This window comes from Paracoccus sphaerophysae (assembly GCF_000763805.1).
Classification (GTDB): Bacteria; Pseudomonadota; Alphaproteobacteria; order Rhodobacterales; family Rhodobacteraceae; genus Paracoccus; species Paracoccus sphaerophysae.
This window is the reverse complement of the sequence record NZ_JRKS01000036.1, coordinates 1-19,925: the sequence shown is the minus strand read 5'-3', so window position 1 is coordinate 19,925 and position 19,925 is coordinate 1. Positions and strand designations below refer to the sequence as shown.

Below are 19,925 nucleotides of genomic sequence, written 5' to 3'. Positions count from 1 at the left end.
GGACCTGATGTATACCGGCCTGTCGGCGGGCACCGAGCTGACCTTCATGAAGGGGACCAACCCCTATCTGCATTCCCGCTGGGACGATCACCGCGGGGTGTTCATCCCCGGCGAGGCGTCGGCGCATTTCCCGGTCAACTTCCTGGGCTACATGGAGGTCGGGCGGGTCAGCGACAGCCGTGCCCACGGCTTTGCACGGGGCGACGTCGTGGCGGCCAGCTGGGGCCACAAGACCGGCCACACCGCCAACCCCGACCACGACCTGTTGCTGAAGCTTCCGCCGGGCGTGGACCCGATGCTGGGCATCTTCGTGGCCCAGATGGGGCCGATCGCCGCGAACGGCATCCTGCACGCCGACGCCGAGCAGTTCGGCGCCGCGGTCCCCTTCCTCGGCGCCGGCGTCGAGGGCCGGCCGGTCCTCGTCTGGGGCGGCGGCACGGTGGGGCTGTTCTGCGCGCTGTTCGCGCGCGCCGGCGGGGCCTCGGACATCGTGGTCGTGGACCCGTCGCCCTGGCGGCAGGACCTCGCCCGGCGGATGGGCTTCGACGCGATGGGCGAGGAGGACGCCTGGCGGCACGCCAAGGCCCGCTGGCACCACAAGGTCGGCGGCCGCGGGGCCGAGATCGTGTTCCAGACCCGCGCCCGCTCGGACAGCCTCAACCTGGCGCTGCGGGCGCTGCGCCCGCAGGGGACGGTGATCGACCTCGCCTTCTACCAGGGCGGGGCCGACGGGCTGCGGCTGGGCGAGGAGTTCCACCACAACGGCCTGAACCTGCGTTGCGCGCAGATCAACCGGATGCCCCGCGCGGTTGCCCATGCGTGGGACCAGCGGCGCCTGGCGCAAGAGACGCTGCATCTGCTCGAGGCCGAGGGCGACCTGATCCGCGAGCACATGATCACCCATGTCGTGCCCTATGACGAGGCGCCGGGCTTCCTGCGCCACCTGGTCGCCGACCGGCCCGAGTTCCTGCAGATCGTGTTCGCCAATGAATGAGCATCGCCCCGTCACCGAAGCCGAACTGGTCCAGCTGACCGAGGCGCCGGCCTCGACCGACACGCAGCCGAGCCATCACGGCGCGACCGGCCTTAGCCAGCGCGAGCTGGACGACCGGGCAGCGGCGGCGGCGCTGGCCTCGGGGGTGATCCCCGAGCCGCATCCCGACGCCGGCAAGATCCGCATCCTGTGGGTCTTCGCCTGGCTGGTGGTGGGCGGCGAGGAAACCGAGGTGCGGCTGCTCGCTCGCACGCTCGACCGCGCCCGCTACCGCATCGAGGTGCTGCCCTGCTTCCGCAAGGAGGGGATGCCAGACCAGAGCCATGAGCAACTGCGCGCCCTGGGCGTCCACGTGGACACGACGGCCTATGCGCTCAGCTTCGAGGACACGATCGACTATCTGCGCCGCAAACTGGCCGGGGCGGACATCGTGATCTCGTCGCAGAACGTGGCCGACATCTATCCGGCGCTGGACCGTCTGGCCCTACGCCCGCCGCTGATCGAACATGGTGGGCTGGTCAGCGAGGCGCTGGCCGGGCCCAAGCACCACACCGCGCGCTATGTGGGCGTCTGCGACAGCATCCGCGCGGCGGCGGCGGGGCGGATGGAGCGGCCGGGCGATGCGCTGGAAATCCCCTCGATGGTGGACCTGGCCGAGTTCGACCCCGCCGCGCGCGGGCCGATGCGGGCAGCGCTGGGGGTCAGCGCGGACACGCTGCTGGTCGGCTGGGTCGGCCGGCTGGACCGCAAGAAGCGGGTCGAGGACTTCATCACCGCGGCGCTGGCGATCCCGGACCCGCGGGCGCGGTTCCTGGTCGTCGGCGGTCCCGACGCCTTCATGCCCGAATATGCCGACGAGCTGCGCCGGATGGCCGCGCCGCTGGGCGACCGGATCATCTTCACCGGCGACCGCCCGGACGTGCCGGACCTGCTGGCGGCGATGGACATGTTCTGCTGGCTGTCCCGCGGCGAGGGGATGCCCCACGTCATCGCCGAGGCCGGTGCCGCGGCGCTGCCGGTCATCGCCACCCCCGACAATGGCGCCCTGCAACAGATCCGCGACGGCGAGACTGGCCTGTTCGTCCCCCACGAGGACCCCGCCGCCGTCGCCGCCGCGATCCGCCGCCTGCTGGACGACGCCGCGCTGCGCCGCCGCCTGGGGGACGGGCTGCGCGCCCATGTCGTCGCCACCTACGCGGCCGAGGTGGTGGTCCCGCAATGGCAGCGCCTGTTCGACGAGGTGCTGGCCGAGCGCCCCCCCGCCCCGGCGCCCGCGACCTTCGACAGCTTCGTGCTGGGCGGCTGGGAAAGCTCGACCCACCGGCGCCGCGACGGGCGGCGGCTGGACGTGCTGGCTGGCACCGGCCACGACACCCACGCGGCACAGGACTATCGCCAGCTTGCCGGGTTGGGCATCCGCGCCTGCCGCGACGCGGCGCGCTGGCACCTGATCGAGACCGCGCCCGGCCGCTATGACTTTTCCAGCCTGACCCCGATGGTCGAGGCCGCCCGCGACAGCGGCACCCAGGTGGTCTGGGACCTGCTGCATTACGGCTGGCCCGACAACCTGGACATCTGGTCGCCAGCCTTCGTCAACCGCTTCGCCGCCTTCGCGGCCGCGGTCGGGCGCCATGTCCGGGGCCTGACCGACGCCGCGCCGGTCTGGTGCCCGGTCAACGAGATCAGCTTCTTCGCCTGGGCCGGCGGGGACGCCCGCTATCTCAACCCCTTTGCGGCCGGCCGCGGCTATGAGCTGAAGGTCCAGCTGGCCCGCGCCTTCATCGCCGCCGCGACCGAGCTGCGCGCCATCGACCCGCGCGCCCGCCTGATGATGGCCGAGCCGCTGCTGGCCATCCACCACGCCCACTGGACCGGCCGGCCGCTGTGGGAAGCGCATGGCTGGCACGACGCCCAGTTCCAGGCGTTCGAGCTGGTCTCGGGCCGGCTGTGGCCGCAGATCGGCGGCGATCCTTCGCTGCTCGACCTGGTCGGGGTGAATTACTACTTCAACAACCAGTGGATCCATGGCGGCAAGCCGATCGATGTCGACGACGTCATCTACCGGCCGCTCTCGGACCTGCTGGTCGAGGTCGCGGCCCGCTATGACCGCCCGCTGGTCATCGCCGAGACCGGGACCGAGGGCCCCCGCCGCGCCGCCTGGTTCGACTATGTCGCGGCCGAGACCGTCCGCGCCCGCCGCCGCGGCGCGCGGGTCGAGGGGATCTGCCTCTATCCGGTCGCCAACCACCCTGGCTGGGACGACGACCGGCTGTGCCCGAATGGGTTGCTCGGCCACGATCCGGGGGCCGGGGCGCGCACGGTGCACGGGCCGCTGGCCGACCGGGTTCAGCATTTCATGCAGGGACGCGTCGCATGACCACCATCGCCATCGTCGGCACCGGCCCGACCGGGGTCTACGCCTTCAAGGCGCTGGCCACCGTCCGCAGCCCGGAAACGGTAACCATCTGGCTGTTCGAAAAGGGCGCCGATGCCGGCGTCGGGATGCCCTATTCCGACGACACCGCGAGCGCCGTGATGCTGGCCAACATCGCCAGCATCGAGATCCCGCCCGTGACCCGCAGCTATCTGGACTGGCTGCGGGCCCAGACTCAGGCGCTGCTGCGCAGCCACGGCATCGACCCGCAGGACCTGGACGACCGCGACTTCACCCCGCGGCTGATGCTGGGCCGGTACTACCGCGACGAGTTCAACGCGCTGGTCCACCAGGCCGAGGCCCTGGGCCACAAGGTCGAGCTGCGCGAGCGCACCGAGGTGACCGACATCCGCCCCGGCCCCGACGGGCGGCTGCGGCTGCTGACCGACCAGGGCGAGGTCGAGGCCGACTTCGACCGGGTCATCGTCGCCACCGGCCACGCCTTCCCCGACGAGGACGAGAACCGCCGCTATTTCCCCAGCCCGTGGTCGGGGCTGGTCGATGCGGTGGTCCCGGCCTGCCCGGTCGGCATCCTCGGCACCTCGCTCAGCGCGATCGACGCGGCGATGGCGGTGGCCACCCAGCACGGCCGCTTTGTCCAGCGCCGGGGCGAGCAGCTGCGGTTCGACCCCGCCGAACCCGAGGGCGACGCCCTGCTGTCGATCACCATGATGTCGCGCGCCGGCCTTCTGCCCGAGGCGGATTTCTACTGCCCGATCCCCTACGAGCCGCTGTCGGTGATGACCCCCGAGGCGCTGGCCGCGCTGGAGGGGCGCGACGACCTGCTGGACGCGGTGTTCGACTTGTTCCGGGCCGAGCTGACCCAGGCCGACCCCGCCTATGCCGAGGCGCTGGACCTCGGCTCCGCCACGCCCGAGGATTTCCCGTCCCGCTACTTCAAGGCCCGCAGGGAGGCCGACCCCTTCGACTGGGCGCGCCGCAACCTCGCCGAGGCCGAGGCCGACCGCGAGGCCCGCCGCACGGTCCCGTGGCGCTATGCAATCCTGCGCATGCACGAGCAGGTCGAGCAGCTGGTCGAGCAGATGTCGGACACCGACCGCGACCGCTTCGAGGCGTCGCTGAAGCCGGTCTTCGTCGACAACTACGCCGCCGTCCCGCCGGAATCGATCCGCCGGCTGCTGGCCCTGCACGATGCCGGCCTGCTGTCGGTGCGGGCCATCGGCAGCGACTGGAAGATGGAGGAGTCGGACAGCGGCACCACCATCCGCACCGAGGACGACTCGCTGCGCTTCGACGTCTTCATCGACGCCCGGGGGCAGAAGCCGCTGGAAGCCGAGGACCTGCCCTTCCCGTCCCTGCGCGACAGCCTGGTCGCCGCGGGGGTCGAGGTGCTGGACGTGGACGACGCCTATCGCCTGCTGGGGGCGCCGGACTATGAGGGGCGGGTCTATATGGGGGCGATCCCCTATCTGATGCACGACCGGCCCTTCGTGCAGGGGATCACCGCCGCCTGCGACATCGGCACCCAGATCGGCGCCGCGGTGCTGGAGGAGGCGGCCGCCTCGGGCCGCCGCCGGCGGCGGATCTGGTCGGGAGAGCATCGTCCGCGACTGCGGCATGCCCCGGCAGAAGCGGCTCGCACAGCGGAACCCGCGGTCTAGGCGCTTCACGGCTGGTTGGGGCGGTTCCGGCGCGCCTCGCCTGTCGAGTGCGGCGCCGCATCGGCGCGGGGGCGACCCGGCCGCAGCGGTCCCCGGCCGGGTCTCCCGGCGCCCTATTGCCGTCGGCACACGCGCGAGCACCATTGACAATGCCGGCCCGCTCGCCAACTCGACGGCAGCCTTCCCTGCAGCCATCGGACGGGTGCCATGACCAACGCCACCACGGTTCTTGCCAATGCCCGTCTGATCCTGCCCGACCGCGTGCTGCGCGGGGCGCTCACCCTGGCGGACGGCCGGATCGCGGCGATCACCCCGGGCGAGGCGGTGCCGGCGGGCGCCATCGACTGCGCCGGCGATCACCTCGCGCCCGGGCTGATCGAGCTGCACACCGACAACCTGGAACGCCACATCCAGCCCCGCCCCGGCGTGGACTGGCCGCATGCCACCGCGATCCTCGCCCATGACGGAGAGTTGGCGAGCGTCGGGATCACCACCGTCTTCGACGCGCTGCGGGTGGGGTCGATCCGGTCGGACAATCCCGCCTATGCCCCCTATGCCCTGCCGCTTGCCAATGAAATCAATGCGATGAGCCGGGCGGGGGCGACCCGGATCAGCCACGTTCTGCATCTGCGCGTGGAAATCTGTTCCGAAACCCTGATCGCCGAGATGGAGGCCTTCGGCCCCGATCACGGCGTCCGGCTGGTCAGCCTGATGGACCACACGCCGGGCCAGCGGCAGTTCCGCGACCTGTCCAGGCTCAAGGAATACGAACAAGGCAAATACGGCACCTCGGACGCCAGGTTCGACGCGCAGGTGGCGCGGCTGATCGCGCTCGGGGCGCGGGTCGGCGCGGCGCACGAGGCGGCCGCGATCGGCTTTGCCCGCCGGCTGGGCGCGGTGATCGCCAGCCACGACGACACCACGCCCGCGCAGGTCGACCGCAGCGCCGCGCTGGGCGCGAGGCTGGCAGAGTTCCCCACCACGCGCGAGGCCGCCGAGGCCTGCCGCGCAAAGGGCATCCTGACCATCCTCGGCGGCCCGAACCTGATCCGCGGCGGCAGCCATTCCGGCAACGTCGCCGCCGAGGACCTGGCCCGCGCCGGGCTATTGGACATCGTCTCGTCGGACTACATCCCGTCCAGCCTGCTGCTGTCGGCCTGGCGGCTGGCCGAGATCTGGGGCGACGTGCCCCGCGCAGTCGCGACCGTGACCGCGACCCCGGCGCGGGCGACGGGGCTGGACGACCGCGGCCGGCTGGCCCCGGGACTGCGCGCCGACGTGATCCGCATCGCCGAGGTCGGCGGGACGCCGCGCCTGCGCGGGGTGTGGTCGGCCGGGCGGCAGGTGGGCTGAGGGCGGGGTGGTCCCGGCGGCGGGCTGACGGCGTGCTGGGGCGCTCAGCGTTTGATCCGGAACGGGATGGTGACGCTGACCGGCTGACCTCCGGGCGGCGGGGGCAGGCGCGGCAGGCGTGCGGCCTGCCGCTTCAGCGCCGCGTCGGCGCGGGCATCGCCGCTGCCGGTGACGATCCGGGCGCTCAACCGTCCGTTCGGCTGGATCGTGACCAGCACCGTGCCGCTGACCGTGCCGCGCACGCCGGGCGCGTTCGTGCGGTTCATATGCGCCGCGATCCGGCCCCTGACCTGGCTTTCCCAGGACGCCATCTGCCCGGCCGAGGCGGCCTTGCCGCCGGCGGGGGCACCGCGGCCACCGCCTTGCGCCCCGCCCGACCGGGCCTCGCGCGGCGGCTGGCGGGAGTCGCCTTGCCCGGCAGACTTGCGGGCGTCGCCCCGCGCGGCCGAGGGCTTGCGAGGGTCCTTCGCGGCCGCGGGCTTGGCGCCGCCTTCCGCAGCCGCGGTCTGGCGGGCGGGGCTCTTCGGCTGGGCCTGCTTCCGTTCGGTCTTCGACTGGGCCTGCTTCCGCTCCGCTTTCGGCTGCGGGTCTGTGCTGTCCGAAGCGGCGCGGCGTTCGGTCTCCGCCCGCGGCTCCCGCTGCTGGCGGGCCAGGTCGAGGATGCGCTGCGGGCGCTTCCGCGGCGGCTTCGGCGCCAGAGCGGCGAAATCGGCGGGCGGCAGCGCCAGCATCGGCGGGGGCACGACGTCTGAGGGCGGCGGCTGGGCGGCCGGATCGTGCGACAGCGGGGCAGCCAGGGCCGTGAGGTCGGGCGGCGGCAGCGGCTCGAGCGCGGGCGGAGAAAAGTCCGCCGCGGGCGACGCTGGCGCGGGGAATGACGTTTCCTCTGCCGGCGACGCCGCGGTTTCCGCGGCCGCGGCCGGCCCGTCCCCCGCGCTCTCTGCGCCCGGGGCGGGCGGCACCGCCGCGGGGGGCGCAAGCTCGATCTCGATGGCGTCGGGGGGCGCGGGCAGGACCGGGACGTGCTGGCGCAGCGCCCAGGCCGCCGCGGCGACGTGGGCCGAGGCGACCACGGCCCCCACCGCGCCCCATAGTGCCAGCCGCCCCGGCCGCCACATCCTCACGGCGCCGGCTTCACGGGAAAAGGCAACGCGCCCGGCGCCGCGTCCAGCTGCACAGCCGGTGACGCCCCGGGCAGCCGGGCAGGCCCCGCCTCGCCCGACTCGCCCGCCGCGTCCTGCGGTGCGCTCGCCGAATCCAGCCCGACCAGCGCAATCCGCGCGAAGCCTGCGTCGCGCAGCCGGTTCATCACCCCCATCAGATCGCCATAGGCGACCGAGCGGTCGGCGCGCAGGTAGATGCGGGTCTCGGGATCGCCGCCGGTCGCGGCGGTCAGCCGGGCGGCAAGGGCATCGGGGGCAACCGGGTCGTTGCCCTGCGTCAGCCCCAGATCGGGGCCGACCGACAGCCAGACCGGCGTGTCGGGGCGGCCCGAGACCGGCGCGTTCGACACCGGCAGGTCCACGTTCACGTCGACCGTCGCCAGCGGCGCCGCCACCATGAAGATGATCAGCAGCACCAGCATCACGTCGATGAAGGGCGTGACGTTGATCTCGTGCGCCTCGGCCAGGTCGTCGCCGTCCTCGAACAACCCGCCCGCCATCGCTCAGACCCGCCCGCCGGCCGCGGCACGGTCCAGGTCGCGGCTGACCAGGCGTTCCACCCCGGCCGCCGCTTCGGCCAGCTGCAGGCGATAGCCGGCGATCGCGCGGGCGAAGACGTTGTAGATCACCACCGCCGGGATCGCCGCGATCAGGCCCAGCGCGGTCGCCAGCAGCGCCTCGGCGATGCCCGGTGCCACCACGGCGAGGTTCGTCGTCTGGGCCCGCGAGATCCCGATGAAGCTGTTCATGATCCCCCAGACCGTGCCGAACAGCCCGACGAAGGGCGCCGTCGCCCCGATCGTGGCGAGAAGGCCGGTGCCCCGCCCCATCTGCCGCGCCGCGCGGGCCTGGACCTGCGCCAGGTGCGAGGCCACCCGCTCGCCCACCCCCAGGCGGGCGCCCCCGGCCGAGCGGTTCAGCTCGCGCGCGGCCGCCCGCAGCATCCGCGCATCGGCGCCGCTGCCGCCGGCCTCGGCGAGGGCCGCGCGCAGCGTGTCGGCGGCCTCGATCCGGCCCACGCCGCGGCGCAGGGCGGCGCTCGCCAGGGCGAACTCGATGAGCTTGACGACCAGCACCGTCCAGGTGACGACCGAGGCAAAGGCCAGCCCCAGCATCACCGCCTGGACCACGATATCGGCCTGCCGGAACATGCCCAGCGGCGACAGGTCGTGGGGCAGCGTCTCTGGCGCAACCAGGGCCTGCGCCCATGCCGCCGGGGCAGCGGCTGCAGGCAGGATGACCCCGGCAACAGCGGCGGAATGGCGCGGCGGAAACGGCATCGGGGCATCCTTGGGCTGGGACGACGGGTCGTCTGTGTCGCCCGGCCTATATCCTTATAAAAATACTGCGGCAATACCCGGGCCGGGCCGCTGACCGGGGCTGTCGCCACAGCGCGACGGCGTTGGAACGATCTCGACAAGCCGCTCTTGCGTAATAATCTTTCTCGCAATAGGTCTTGGACGAAACAGGATTTCACTCAGCTCGTGGGAGGGGACGAATGACAAAAGTGGCACTGGTGACGGGGGGCTCGCGCGGGATCGGCGCGGCGATTTCCAAGGCGCTGAAAGAGGCGGGCTACGAGGTCGCCGCGAATTATGCCGGCAACGACGACGCCGCCAAGGCATTCACCGAGGAAACCGGCATCAAGACCTACAAGTGGTCGGTCGCCGACTATGACGCCTGCGCCGCCGGCATCAAGCAGGTCGAGGCCGAGCTGGGCCCGGTCGACGTGCTGGTGAACAACGCCGGCATCACGCGCGACGGCATGTTCCACAAGATGACTCCGCAGCAGTGGAAAGAGGTCATCGACACCAACCTCACCGGGGTCTTCAACATGACCCACGGGGTCTGGAACGGGATGCGCGACCGCAAGTTCGGGCGGGTCATCAACATCTCGTCGGTGAACGGGCAGAAGGGCCAGGCGGGCCAGGCCAACTATTCCGCCGCCAAGGCCGGCGACATCGGGTTCACCCGCGCGCTGGCGCAGGAAGGGGCGCGGGCCGGGATCACCGTCAACGTCGTCGCACCGGGCTATATCGGCACCGAGATGGTCCGCGCCATCGACGAGAAGGTGCTGAACGAGCGCATCATCCCGCAGATCCCCGTCGGCCGCCTGGGCGAGCCTGAAGAGATCGCGCGCTGCGTCGTGTTCCTCGCCTCGGACGACGCGGGCTTCATCTCGGGCTCGACGATCAGCGCCAACGGGGCGCAGTTCTTCGGCTGATTTCACCGCGACGCGGGGGCGGCCTGGCCCGCACCCTGGCATGCACGGGCGGCTTCGGCCGCCCGTTTCGCATTCACCCGCGCCGCCAAACGAAAACCCCGGCCGCGGGGGCCGGGGTTGGCGGGCTCAAGGACCACGTGGGTCAGTGGCCGGATGTATCAGTGGACCGGATGGGTCAGTGAGTCAGCCGCTCGATCTCTTCCTTAAGGCGCAGCTTTTCCTTTTTCATCGTCGAGATGCTCAGGTCGTCGGACCCCGGCATGCGCTGGGCGCGTTCGACTTCGTCCGACAGGTGCTGGTGCTTCTTGCGCAGTTCCGCAACATGCGACTGAACCGACATCGTGGTCTCCTGTTCCTGGTGTCGACTGTCACAAGTCCATCACATTCCGATCCCGCTGTCACCCGAATCGTGACAATTCAAGGTTGATCGCCGCGGCGTGGCGAAGGACTGCCTGCGCGGCGGGCGTCAGGTCCTCGGCGTCCCGGTCATGCGCCGGCTTTTCATGCAGGATGAAGGGGGAAAGCAGCCGCAGCGGCGCCCGCGCCCCCTTGCGCGCCGCCACGATCACCCGCCCCGCCGGGTGGCCGTGACGCGACGTCACGGGCAGGACGGCGATGCCACCTGCCCTGCCCTCGACCGCCCCGAGGATGCGGCCCAGCGCCTCGGCCCGGTGGATCAGCGTCAGCGTGCCCGACGGGGCAAGCCGGCGCAGGCCTGCGTCGATCCAGTCGGCCAGCGGCGTGTCCTCGTGCCGCGCGGCGGCACGGGCGGCGTCGGGGGCGGGGGTGCCGGCGGCGAAAAAGGGCGGGTTGGCGATGACGTGATCGAAGCTCTGGGCCCGCAGCTCGGGCGGCATGGCCGACAGGTCGCCCGAGATGATTCGCGCGCTCGTCCCGGTCGCCGCGGCGTTGTGGCGCGCCAGATCGGCCAGCGCCGGCTGGCGTTCCAGTCCGGTCAGCGACAGGCCCCGGACCCGCGCGCCCAGGCAGAACAGCGCCACCCCCGCGCCGCAACCCAGTTCCAGCACCCGCTGGCCCGGCTGCGCCGGACAGGCCGCGGCCAGCATCACCGCGTCCGCCCCGGCGCGATAGCCGCGGGCGGGCTGGCGCAGGGTCAGCCGGCCGCCGAGGAACGCATCGTCGCGGGTGGCACTCATCCGATGCCGTTGTCGCGCAGGATCGCGCTGGCCATGAAATGATCCCGGTCGGCGACCATCAGCCGTCGCGGCAGGATGCCGATCGAGCCTTCCAGCACGCTCATGTGCCGGTCGAATTCGAAACTGACGATCCCTTCGGACCGCAGCAGGTCCATCGCCCGGACGAGGGTCAGCGGATCGGTGGTGCGCAGCACTTCCTTCATGGCGCCGAAGGCTAGGGCGCGGTTGCGAAACTGTCCACGGCGTGGCAATGGCTGCGCGCGAAGGGGTGCGCCATGGGTATCAACGAGAACGTCGCGAAACCGCTGGACCGGCTGGCCGGGCTGCTGGCCGCCGACATGGACGCGGTGAACGCGCTGATCCGCACCCGCATGGAAAGCCGCCATGCCCCCCGCATCCCCGAGGTGACCGCGCATCTGATCGAGGCCGGCGGCAAGCGCGTCCGCCCGCTGCTGACCATCGCCGCGGCGCGGCTGCTGGGCTATGAGGGCACCCATCACCAGCTGCTGGCGGCAACGGTGGAATTCATCCACACCGCGACGCTGCTGCATGACGACGTGGTCGACGAAAGCCGCCAGCGCCGCGGCCGGCCGACCGCGAACCTCTTGTGGGACAACAAGTCCTCGGTGCTGGTCGGCGACTATCTCTTTGCCCGCAGCTTCCAGCTGATGACCGAGACCGGCTCGATGCGGGTGATGGAGATCCTGGCCAGCGCCTCGGCCACCATCGCCGAGGGCGAGGTGCTGCAGCTGACCGCGGCGCAGGACCTGGCGACGACCGAGGACATCTATCTGCAGGTCGTGCGCGGCAAGACCGCGGCGCTGTTTTCCGCCGCGACCGAGGTCGGCGGCGTGATCGCCGGCGGCGACGCCGCGCAGGTGCGGGCGTTCTTCGATTACGGCGACGCGCTGGGCATCGCGTTCCAGATCGTGGACGACATCCTCGACTATTCCGGCACCACCGAGACGATCGGCAAGAACACCGGCGACGATTTCCGCGAACGCAAGCTGACCCTGCCGGTCATCAAGGCGCTGGCCGCGGCCGATCAGGCCGAGCGCGCATTCTGGCAGCGGACCATCGAGAAGGGCGACCAGCGCGACGGCGATCTGGACGAGGCGCTGGCGATTCTCGCCCGGCACAACGCCATCGACGCGGCCCGCGCCGACGCGCTGGACTGGGCGGGGCGGGCGAAGTCGGCGCTGAGCGCGCTGCCCCAGGGCGAGATCCGGGTGCTGCTGTCCGATCTGGCGGATTTCGTGGTCGCCCGCGTGGCCTGAACGGGCACGCAAAAGGCCCGGCGCGCGGCCGGGCCCCTGTCGCGGCGCGTGCCGTCAGTTATAGGCGTTCTCGCCGTGGGTGATGAGGTCCAGCCCCTGCCGCTCGTCGCTGGTCTGCACGCGCAGCCCGATCACCGCCTTGACGAGGTGGATAGCGACGAAGGACACCACCGCCGACCACAGGATGGCGATGACCACGCCCAGCACCTGCACGTAAAGCTGTTCGCCCATCGTCACCTCGACCCCGCGCCCGCCCAGCGCCGGAAAGACGAAGATGCCGGTCAGGACGGCGCCGATGATGCCGCCGAGGCCGTGGATGCCGAACACGTCCAGGCTGTCGTCGATGCCGATGCGCGACTTCATCGTGACCACGAACCACATGCAGGCCAGCCCGCAGATCAGCCCGATGGCGATCGCGCCCATCGGGCCCACGAAGCCCGCGGCCGGGGTCACGCCGACCAGCCCCGCGATGGCGCCCGACACCCCGCCCAGCAGCGAGGGGTGGCCGCGCATCGCCCATTCGCCGAAGGCCCAGGCCAGCGCCGCGGCCGCGGTGGCGACGACGGTGTTGACCAGCGCCAGCGCCGCCACCCCGTTCGCGCCCAGCGCCGAGCCGGCGTTGAAACCGAACCAGCCGATCCACAGCAGCGCCGCGCCGATGAAGGTGAAGGTCAGGTTGTGCGGCGCCATCAGCTCTCGCCCATAGCCGACCCGCGGCCCGGCGACCCAGGCCGCGATCAGCCCGGCGACGCCGGCGTTGATGTGGATGACGGTGCCGCCGGCAAAGTCCAGCGCCCCGTGGGCGAACAGATAGCCGCCCGGCTGCCAGACCATGTGACAGATCGGCAGGTAGGACAGCACGAACCAGATGGTGCAGAACATCAGCACGGCGGCGAACTTCATCCGCTCGACCGTGGCGCCGACGATCAGGGCGGCGGCGATGCAGGCGAAGGCCATCTGGAAGGCGATGAAGGCGTATTCGGGCACCGTGCCCGACAGGCTGTCGACGCCGACCCCGCCCAGGAACGTCCGCGACAGCGTGCCGATGAACGGCGCAAGGCCGCCGCCCTCGCCGCCGGTGAAGGCCAGCGAATAGCCGAAGATCACCCACAGCAGCGCCATGATGCAGAACACGCTCAGCACCTGCATCAGCACCGACAGCATGTTCTTGGACCGCACCAGCCCGCCATAGAACAGCGCCAGCCCCGGCACCGTCATCATCATCACCAGGATCGCCGAGACCATCACCCAGGTGGTGTCGCCGGTATTCAGGACGGGGGCGGCGGCTTCGACGACCACGGGCGCCTCGGGGGCGGTCTGGGCCAGCGCGGGATGCGCCGCCATGACCGCTGCCAGCGCGGCGGCGGCCCCGGCCGCCATCCACGGCCCGGGCGCGTAACGGGCGGCCGGGGTCGGCGCAAGGCGCCCGGTCGCGGCATCCACCGGATGCGGGCACGGGTGCGGGCGGGGGATGGGCTGGATCATCGGGAGGGTCCTCTGGCTGTCTCGGTCGCGCGCGCCGCGGTGCGGCAACGCCATGCGCCGACTGACGCCGGGCGGGGCGGCGATCGTCCAGAGTTGCGGCGGCCTCGGCGGAACCGAACCCCGGACTGCCTGCGGGGCAGGCAGTATTTCGCGCCAATGCCCTGCATTTCGGCAGGTCACGACTGGGTCAGCGGGCCCGGCGGATGTTCTCAAGCGGGCCGCGCTCATGTATCAAGGACGGCAGAACGGCCGCAGAACGGCCTCGGGATACAGGCACATGCAGAAATCCGACCGGCCCCGGCGCCCCGATCAGGCCCGGCGCATCGTCGCCGACAAGCGCTATGACCCCACCGGGGCAGGCCCTGCGTCCACAGGCGGCGGACTGCCGCCGCAACAGGCGCAGCGCCGCAGCGCCGCGCAGCCCGTGCGCCCGGCGCGCCGCGGCAACGTCGTCACCCGCGGGGTCAGCGGCGCGTTCTCGCTGTTCTGGCGGATCGTCTGGGGATCGTTCTGGCGCACCGCCGCCACCCTGCTGCTGATCCTCGGGCTGGCGACGGCCTTTTACTATTCCAGCCTGCCGCAGGCGCAGGCGCTGTTCGACGGCCGCGCCCGCGGGTCGGTCACCATGCTGGACCGCGACGGGAGGGTCTTTGCCTGGCGCGGGGAAACCTACAACACCGCCGGCGACGACCAGATCGCGCCGATCCTGCGCAACGCCGTCATCGCGACCGAGGACAAGCGCTTCTACAGCCACCTGGGCGTCGATCCGCGCGGCATCGCCAGCGCCGTCAAGATCAACATGGCCGAGGGCCGCGGCCCGCTGGAAGGCAATGGCGGGTCCACGATCACCCAGCAGGTCAGCAAGCTGTTGTGCCTCGGCGAACAGTTCGACCCCATCAAGTGGAAGTCCGAGGCAGATTACGAGGCCGACTGCCGCAAGTCCTCGCTGTGGCGCAAGGTCAAGGAAGTGCCCTACTCGCTGGCCCTGGAAACCAAGTATTCCAAGGACGAGATTCTCAACATCTACATGAACCGCAGCTACCTGGGCGCCGGCGCCCGCGGGTTCGAGGCGGCGAGCCAGCGCTATTTCGGCAAGCCCGCCTCCGAGGTCACCGCGTCCGAGGCCGCGATGCTGGCCGGGCTTCTGAAGGCGCCCAGCTATTTCTCGCCGACCTCGAACCTGCAGCGGGCGCAGGACCGGGCCAGCGTGATCCTGGGGCTGATGCACGACCAGGGCTATCTGGACGACGCCCAGTTCGCCGAGGCGAAGGCGCATCCGGCGGTGCTGTCCAAGGCCGCGGCGGCCCGCGCGGGCGGGTATTTCGCCGACTGGGTGATGGAATCCGGCCCCGGCTTCCTGACCAGCGAAACGACCGAGGATGTGACGATCAAGACGACCTTCGACCAGACCATGCAGCGTCAGGCCGAACGCGCGCTGGCCCGCATCTTTGAAGAAAAGGTCGCGCCGGGGTCCAAGGCGCAGGCGGCAGTGGTGGTCATGTCGGCGGACGGCGCGGTGCGGGCGATGATTGGCGGACGCGATCCGGCCGGACTCGCCGGCAGCTTCAACCGGGCGACCCAGGCCAAGCGGCAGACCGGATCGTCCTTCAAGCCCTTCGTCTATGCCGCGGCGCTGGATCAGGGCTTTACCCCCAACGATACGATCATGGACGCGCCAATCACGTTCCGGATCAAGGGGGCCAAGCCGTGGTCGCCCAAGAACTATACCCGCAACTACCTGGGCGAGATCACCCTGACCACGGCGCTGACCAAGTCGATCAATACCTCGACGATCCGCCTGCAAGAGGCGGTGGGCCGCGACAACGTGCGCCGCGTGGCGCAGGATTTCGGCTTTGCCCATGACCTCGCCTCGGGGCCGTCGCTGGGGTTGGGGGTGTCGGAAACCACGCTGCTGGAAATGACCGGCGCCTATGCCGGCATCCGCAACGGCGGCACCGCCGTGCGCCCCTATGGGTTGGTCGAGCTGCGCATCAAGGGCGACGACAAGCCGCTGATCGGGCAGGCCGGCGGGATGGGGCAGCGGGTGATCTCGCCCAAGGCCGCGTCCGAGCTGATCTGGATGATGAAGCAGGTGATCGAGAAGGGCACCGGCACCCGCGCCCGGCTGGAGGGGCGCGAGGCGGCGGGCAAGACCGGCACCACCTCGTCCTATCGCGACGCCTGGTTCATCGGCTTTACCGAGCAATACGTGACCGGCGTCTGGATGGGCTATGACGACAACACGCCGCTGAAGGACGTGACCGGCGGCGGCCTGCCGGCGGAAATCTGGCAGGCGGTGATGACCGAGATCCACCAGGGCCTGCCCGCCCTGCCGCTGGGCGTTATCGCGCCCAACGCCGCCGGCAGCGTCATTTCCGCCAGCGACATCGTGTCCGCCGATTCGGACGATCCGCTGGCGGCGGCGCTGGCCGAGGCGATCTCGGCCGCGCAGCCGGTGGTCGAGGGCCAGGCCAGCTCGGTCGAGATCGGCGCCGAACGCCCCGTCGTCACCACCGGCGCCGACGGCCAGCCCGACGCGCTGGGTGCGGCCCTGGCCGAGACGGTGGCGGCCGCAGCGCCGAGGAATCGGCCGCGATCGACGCCGCCCTGGCCGATGCGCTGAACGATCCCAGGTCGTCGCAGGCCGCCCCGGCTGATCTCGCCCCCCAGCCCGCCTCGGCCCAGCCGGCCGGCGACGCGCTGTCGCAGGCGCTGGGGGCCATTCCCGGCCTGAACTGATCCCGACATGCAAAAGCCCCGCCAACTGACGGGGCTTTCCGGTTCGGCGCCGGACCGGCGTCAGCCGGCGTGCTGCAGGTCCGCGATCACCGCCCGCACGTCGCCCTTGCGGCGGGCCAGCATGGCGCGGATCTCCTCGCGTTCCGATGCGAGCATGTTGACGCCCTCGATGATGAGGTTGAAGAACCGCGGCTGCCCGGTCTTGTCCGAGACGTGCCATTCCACCTGCATCGGGCTGCGGCCGTTCAGATAGGCGGTCGAGCCGACCGACCAGAACGACTTCACCTGCCGGGCGCCCCCGACCTCGATCCTGGAGCCGATGAACTCGCGGAACCGCTTGCCGTATTTGCGCGAGATATAGCCCGACATGGCGGTGCGGAACTGGGCGAAGGTCGCCTGGTCCACCTCTCGCGCCGCCGGCCCCAGCGCCGAACGCGCGATCGCCGCGACGTCGGCGTGGCGAGCGAAGACGCCCTCGAACTGCTGGTACATCTGCGCCGGGGCGGCGCCGGAATTGATGATCGCGAAGACCTCGTCCACGGCGCGCTGGATCGCCGCGGTGGCGGTGTCGGCCGTCATGGCGCGGGCGGGGGTGACCGCAAGGCAGGTGCCCGCGGCCATCAGCCCCAGGAACCCGCGGCGGGTGTTAATCGGCATATGGGTCAATGACGTCCTCTTCCTGCTTCAGCTCGTACCGCCGGTGCTGCGTGTACAAGAGCCGCGTCTGGGCATAGCTGTCGGCACTGTCGTGCAGAACCGAGTCCACCGTCGAGCCGAATTGCGCCCGCTCACCCGCTTTTGAGACGACGCGAGCGGCTGTGCCCGCCAGCTTCTGTTCGTCGGTCAGCACGTTGTCCAGCGGGTCGATCAGCACGAAATCGACGATCTTGCCGGCCAGGTCGCGTTCCGTCGACGGCCCCAGCACCGGCAGTTCCAGATAAGCGCCCGAGGGAACCCCCCAGACATGCAGCGTCTCGCCAAAGTCGGTATCGACCTCGGTCAGCGCGAATTCCTCGCCGGCAGGGTCGAAGACGCCCGCAAGGCCAAGGGTCGAGTTGACCAGGAACCGGGCCGTGTTCTGCCAGGCCGGCTGCGGACGCCCCTGCAGCAGGCTGTTCACCACCTTGCCCGGCAGCGACAGATTCGACCCGAAGTTGCCGACTATCCCGATCGCGCCGGGGCCTTGCGGATAGGGCTTGGTCCACGGCTCGGCGGGTGCCTTTGCCCCATCGCCAAGCCGCGCCATCCGCGCCACCGGCCGCAACAGGTTGGCGTCCAGCGACTTGTTGAACGCATGGACCTGCCGGTTCATCGGCTCGTAGGGATCGGCGATCTCGCCCGGCGGCGCGCTGGCGCAGCCGGCGAGGGACACGAGCAGGATCGCTCCGGCAAGGCGCATGAACGTCTCCTTAACGGTTTGCGGCGATGCTGGGCGGGCCGCGTGATTCCGGGGGCCGATCCCAAACAGGGGGGCCGGTGGCATCCGGGTCTGTTTGAACGGTTCGGGATGGGATAGACACGGGCAGGCCGTGGGGCAACCGGCGTTCTGCCGGGGAATGGGACAAGGCGGCATCTCGCCGCGCAGGAACGGGAACGCATGGCACTGGCGCCGGGACGTCACGACGGGTTTGCCGAACTGCGCGCGGCGCGGGGCGGCAACCTGGGGCTGGTCATGGCGGTGGCCGTGTTCTCGGTCGCCGTGAACCTGCTGAACCTGACCGGGCCGCTGTTCATGATGCAGGTCTATGACCGGGTGCTGGGCAGCCGGTCGGTGCCGACGCTGGCGGCGCTGTTCGCGCTGGTGGCGTTCCTGTTCGCGATGATGGGCCTGATCGACCTCGCCCGCGGCCGGGTGATGGCGCGGGTGGCGATGCGGTTCCAGGACCGGCTGGAATCGCGCGTCTTTCAGGCCGCGCTGGCCGAAGGCGTCGCGACCGGCCAGGCCCACGCGGCCCAGGGCGGCCTGCGCGATCTCGAGGCGGTGCGCCAGCTGATGGCCTCCCCCGTCCTGATGGCGCTGTTCGACCTGCCCTGGGCGCCGGTGTTCCTGGCGGGGCTGTATCTCTTTCATCCGGTGCTGGGGGTGGTCGCCACCATCGGCGGGCTGCTGCTGGTCATCACCACCTGGCTGAACCAGTCCCTGACCCGAAGGCCGCTGCAGGACGCCATGATCGCCGGCCAGACCGCCGACCGCGCCGCCGACCTCTACCGCGACGAGGGCGAGCTGATCGGCGCCCTAGGGATGCGGCAGGCGACCTTCCTGCGCTGGCGGGGATCGCGCGAGCGGATGGCCGATGCGACCATGCGCGGCACCGATCGCGGGTCCACCTTCTCGGTCTTTTCCCGGACCTTCCGGCTGTTCCTGCAATCGGCGCTGCTGGCCGCCGGCGCGTGGCTCGTGCTGCGCAACGAGGTGACGCCGGGGGCGATGATCGCCAGCTCGATCCTGATGGGCCGGGCGCTTGCGCCGGTCGAACAGATCGTCGGCGGCTGGCAGGCGGTGCAGCGGGCGCAGGACGGCTGGACCCGGCTCGGCAACCTGCTGAGCCGCCGGCCGCCGCAGCCGCAGCGCACGCCGCTGCCCCGCCCCGCGGCGCGGCTCGAGGTGGCGAACCTGTCGGTGATCCCGCCGGGGCAAAGCGCGCCGACGCTGCGCGGGGTCAGCTTTTCGCTGGGCCCGGGACAGGCGCTTGGCGTGATCGGGCCGTCGGGGGCGGGGAAATCGACGCTCGCCCGGGCGCTGATCGGGGCGTGGCCGCCGGCGGGCGGCTCGATCCGGCTGGATGGCGCCACGCTGGAACAATACGACCCCGACGTGCTCGGCCGGCTGATCGGCTATCTGCCGCAGCAGGTGACGCTGTTCGACGGCACCATCGCCGAAAACATCGCCCGGCTGTCGCCCCGCCCCGATCCCGACGCGGTGGTGCGCGCGGCGACGGCGGCCGCCGCGCACCGCATGATCCTCGACCTGCCGCAGGGCTATGACACGCCGCTGTCGCAGGCCGGCGCGCGACTGTCGGGCGGACAGATCCAGCGCGTCGGGCTGGCGCGGGCGCTGTACGAGGACCCGGTGCTGTTCGTCCTGGACGAGCCGAACTCGAACCTCGACAACGAAGGGTCCGAGGCGCTGAACCTCGCGATCCGCGCCATCAAGGCGCGCGGCGGCGCGGTCATCATCATGGCCCACCGCCCCGCCGCGATTGCCGAATGCGAGTTGCTGCTGGTGATGGAACAGGGGATGCGCCGCGCCTTTGGCCCGCGCGACGAGGTGCTGCGCTCGACGGTCCGGAACGCCGAGACGATCAACCGCGCCAAGGGCGCCGGCGGAGGCGTGACATGACCGCCGGCCCCACTCCCGGCGCGCCGGGCGGCGCGATCAGCCCCCGCCCGGCGCCCGTCGCCTCGCTGGCCGAATCGGGGGCGCCGCCGCGCGCCTTCAGCCGCCGCACGCCGCCTGCCCCGCCCCCGGTGCAGGAG

The 19,925-nt window shown here is 71.4% G+C and carries 17 protein-coding genes; 8 read left to right on the top strand and 9 right to left on the bottom strand.

Annotated features, from left to right (window positions below; genetic code table 11):
* The first annotated feature begins 7 nt into the window (after positions 1–7).
* The 4 genes from IC63_RS18480 (at position 8) to IC63_RS10915 (ending at position 6,403) form a co-directional block, all read left to right on the top strand.
* Positions 8–994 (top strand): zinc-dependent alcohol dehydrogenase, encoded by a 987-nt coding sequence (locus IC63_RS18480; protein WP_198026301.1) that lies wholly within the window; start codon positions 8–10, stop codon positions 992–994.
* Complete coding sequence (locus tag IC63_RS10925) at positions 987–3,371, top strand: glycosyltransferase family 4 protein (RefSeq protein WP_084115762.1); 2,385 nt, start codon at positions 987–989, stop codon at positions 3,369–3,371. Before IC63_RS18480 ends, IC63_RS10925 begins: the two co-directional genes overlap by 8 nt.
* Complete coding sequence (locus tag IC63_RS10920; RefSeq protein WP_084115760.1) at positions 3,368–5,050, top strand: FAD/NAD(P)-binding protein; 1,683 nt, start codon at positions 3,368–3,370, stop codon at positions 5,048–5,050. Before IC63_RS10925 ends, IC63_RS10920 begins: the two co-directional genes overlap by 4 nt.
* A 207-nt stretch (positions 5,051–5,257) precedes the next feature.
* A complete protein-coding gene (locus tag IC63_RS10915) occupies positions 5,258–6,403 on the top strand; it encodes an alpha-D-ribose 1-methylphosphonate 5-triphosphate diphosphatase (RefSeq protein ID WP_036720223.1) in 1,146 nt (381 codons plus the stop codon).
* Between the two features lie 44 nt (positions 6,404–6,447).
* Here the strand turns inward: IC63_RS10915 and IC63_RS10910 are convergent, their stop codons facing one another.
* From IC63_RS10910 to exbB, 3 genes are read right to left on the bottom strand one after another with little or no spacing between them, the layout of a single operon-like run.
* Entirely contained in the window at positions 6,448–7,521 is a 1,074-nt protein-coding gene (locus IC63_RS10910) for a TonB family protein (RefSeq protein ID WP_036720220.1), read from the bottom strand.
* A 2-nt stretch (positions 7,522–7,523) separates the two neighbouring features.
* On the bottom strand, positions 7,524–8,066 hold the full coding sequence (gene exbD, locus IC63_RS10905; RefSeq protein ID WP_052042121.1) for a TonB system transport protein ExbD: 543 nt from the start codon (positions 8,064–8,066) through the stop codon (positions 7,524–7,526).
* Positions 8,067–8,069: 3 nt separating this feature from the next.
* Positions 8,070–8,846 carry a tonB-system energizer ExbB gene (gene exbB, locus IC63_RS10900; protein ID WP_052042119.1) on the bottom strand — a complete coding sequence of 259 codons (777 nt, stop codon included), beginning with the start codon at positions 8,844–8,846 and terminating at the stop codon, positions 8,070–8,072.
* Positions 8,847–9,064: 218 nt separating this feature from the next.
* Between exbB and phbB the strand changes: the two genes are divergently transcribed.
* Positions 9,065–9,790 carry an acetoacetyl-CoA reductase gene (gene phbB / locus IC63_RS10895; protein ID WP_036720216.1) on the top strand — a complete coding sequence of 242 codons (726 nt, stop codon included), beginning with the start codon at positions 9,065–9,067 and terminating at the stop codon, positions 9,788–9,790.
* Positions 9,791–9,965: 175 nt separating this feature from the next.
* On the opposite strand, the gene IC63_RS17510 is transcribed toward phbB, so the two are convergent.
* Genes IC63_RS17510 through IC63_RS10885 form a run of 3 tightly spaced genes read right to left on the bottom strand, consistent with a single transcriptional unit; the run spans position 9,966 to position 11,150 of the window.
* Positions 9,966–10,130: a YdcH family protein gene (locus tag IC63_RS17510; RefSeq protein ID WP_084115758.1), complete on the bottom strand. Its 165-nt coding sequence runs from the start codon at positions 10,128–10,130 to the stop codon at positions 9,966–9,968.
* A gap of 58 nt (positions 10,131–10,188) precedes the next feature.
* Positions 10,189–10,947, bottom strand: a complete 759-nt coding sequence (locus IC63_RS10890; protein WP_036720215.1) for a tRNA1(Val) (adenine(37)-N6)-methyltransferase — start codon at positions 10,945–10,947, stop codon at positions 10,189–10,191.
* Positions 10,944–11,150 carry a putative signal transducing protein gene (locus IC63_RS10885; RefSeq protein WP_036720213.1) on the bottom strand — a complete coding sequence of 69 codons (207 nt, stop codon included), beginning with the start codon at positions 11,148–11,150 and terminating at the stop codon, positions 10,944–10,946. Before IC63_RS10885 ends, IC63_RS10890 begins: the two co-directional genes overlap by 4 nt.
* Before the next feature lie 72 nt (positions 11,151–11,222).
* On the opposite strand from IC63_RS10885, the gene IC63_RS10880 reads away from it, so the two are divergent.
* Positions 11,223–12,224, top strand: coding sequence for a polyprenyl synthetase family protein (locus IC63_RS10880; RefSeq protein ID WP_036720212.1), 1,002 nt, complete (start codon positions 11,223–11,225; stop codon positions 12,222–12,224).
* A 54-nt stretch (positions 12,225–12,278) separates the two neighbouring features.
* Here the strand turns inward: IC63_RS10880 and IC63_RS10875 are convergent, their stop codons facing one another.
* On the bottom strand, positions 12,279–13,604 hold the full coding sequence (locus IC63_RS10875; protein ID WP_036720211.1) for an ammonium transporter: 1,326 nt from the start codon (positions 13,602–13,604) through the stop codon (positions 12,279–12,281).
* A 382-nt stretch (positions 13,605–13,986) separates the two neighbouring features.
* On the opposite strand from IC63_RS10875, the gene IC63_RS10870 reads away from it, so the two are divergent.
* A complete protein-coding gene (locus IC63_RS10870) occupies positions 13,987–16,332 on the top strand; it encodes a transglycosylase domain-containing protein (RefSeq protein WP_156965445.1) in 2,346 nt (781 codons plus the stop codon).
* A 176-nt stretch (positions 16,333–16,508) separates the two neighbouring features.
* Here the strand turns inward: IC63_RS10870 and IC63_RS10865 are convergent, their stop codons facing one another.
* Positions 16,509–17,105, bottom strand: coding sequence for an MlaC/ttg2D family ABC transporter substrate-binding protein (locus IC63_RS10865; RefSeq protein WP_036720203.1), 597 nt, complete (start codon positions 17,103–17,105; stop codon positions 16,509–16,511).
* Positions 17,095–17,847, bottom strand: a complete 753-nt coding sequence (locus IC63_RS10860; protein WP_036720201.1) for an MlaA family lipoprotein — start codon at positions 17,845–17,847, stop codon at positions 17,095–17,097. Before IC63_RS10860 ends, IC63_RS10865 begins: the two co-directional genes overlap by 11 nt.
* A gap of 198 nt (positions 17,848–18,045) precedes the next feature.
* Between IC63_RS10860 and IC63_RS10855 the strand changes: the two genes are divergently transcribed.
* Positions 18,046–19,788, top strand: coding sequence for a type I secretion system permease/ATPase (locus IC63_RS10855; RefSeq protein WP_036720198.1), 1,743 nt, complete (start codon positions 18,046–18,048; stop codon positions 19,786–19,788).
* Positions 19,789–19,925: the final 137 nt, after the last annotated feature.

Coding starts and splice junctions, on each gene's coding strand:
- IC63_RS18480 (WP_198026301.1), top strand. CDS start 8: ATGTATACCGGCCTGTCGGCGGGCACCGAGCTGACCTTCATGAAGGGG.
- IC63_RS10925 (WP_084115762.1), top strand. CDS start 987: ATGAATGAGCATCGCCCCGTCACCGAAGCCGAACTGGTCCAGCTGACC.
- IC63_RS10920 (WP_084115760.1), top strand. CDS start 3,368: ATGACCACCATCGCCATCGTCGGCACCGGCCCGACCGGGGTCTACGCC.
- IC63_RS10915 (WP_036720223.1), top strand. CDS start 5,258: ATGACCAACGCCACCACGGTTCTTGCCAATGCCCGTCTGATCCTGCCC.
- IC63_RS10910 (WP_036720220.1), bottom strand. CDS start 7,521: ATGTGGCGGCCGGGGCGGCTGGCACTATGGGGCGCGGTGGGGGCCGTG.
- exbD (WP_052042121.1), bottom strand. CDS start 8,066: ATGGCGGGCGGGTTGTTCGAGGACGGCGACGACCTGGCCGAGGCGCAC.
- exbB (WP_052042119.1), bottom strand. CDS start 8,846: ATGCCGTTTCCGCCGCGCCATTCCGCCGCTGTTGCCGGGGTCATCCTG.
- phbB (WP_036720216.1), top strand. CDS start 9,065: ATGACAAAAGTGGCACTGGTGACGGGGGGCTCGCGCGGGATCGGCGCG.
- IC63_RS17510 (WP_084115758.1), bottom strand. CDS start 10,130: ATGTCGGTTCAGTCGCATGTTGCGGAACTGCGCAAGAAGCACCAGCAC.
- IC63_RS10890 (WP_036720215.1), bottom strand. CDS start 10,947: ATGAGTGCCACCCGCGACGATGCGTTCCTCGGCGGCCGGCTGACCCTG.
- IC63_RS10885 (WP_036720213.1), bottom strand. CDS start 11,150: ATGAAGGAAGTGCTGCGCACCACCGATCCGCTGACCCTCGTCCGGGCG.
- IC63_RS10880 (WP_036720212.1), top strand. CDS start 11,223: ATGGGTATCAACGAGAACGTCGCGAAACCGCTGGACCGGCTGGCCGGG.
- IC63_RS10875 (WP_036720211.1), bottom strand. CDS start 13,604: ATGGCGGCCGGGGCCGCCGCCGCGCTGGCAGCGGTCATGGCGGCGCAT.
- IC63_RS10870 (WP_156965445.1), top strand. CDS start 13,987: ATGCAGAAATCCGACCGGCCCCGGCGCCCCGATCAGGCCCGGCGCATC.
- IC63_RS10865 (WP_036720203.1), bottom strand. CDS start 17,105: ATGCCGATTAACACCCGCCGCGGGTTCCTGGGGCTGATGGCCGCGGGC.
- IC63_RS10860 (WP_036720201.1), bottom strand. CDS start 17,847: ATGCGCCTTGCCGGAGCGATCCTGCTCGTGTCCCTCGCCGGCTGCGCC.
- IC63_RS10855 (WP_036720198.1), top strand. CDS start 18,046: ATGGCACTGGCGCCGGGACGTCACGACGGGTTTGCCGAACTGCGCGCG.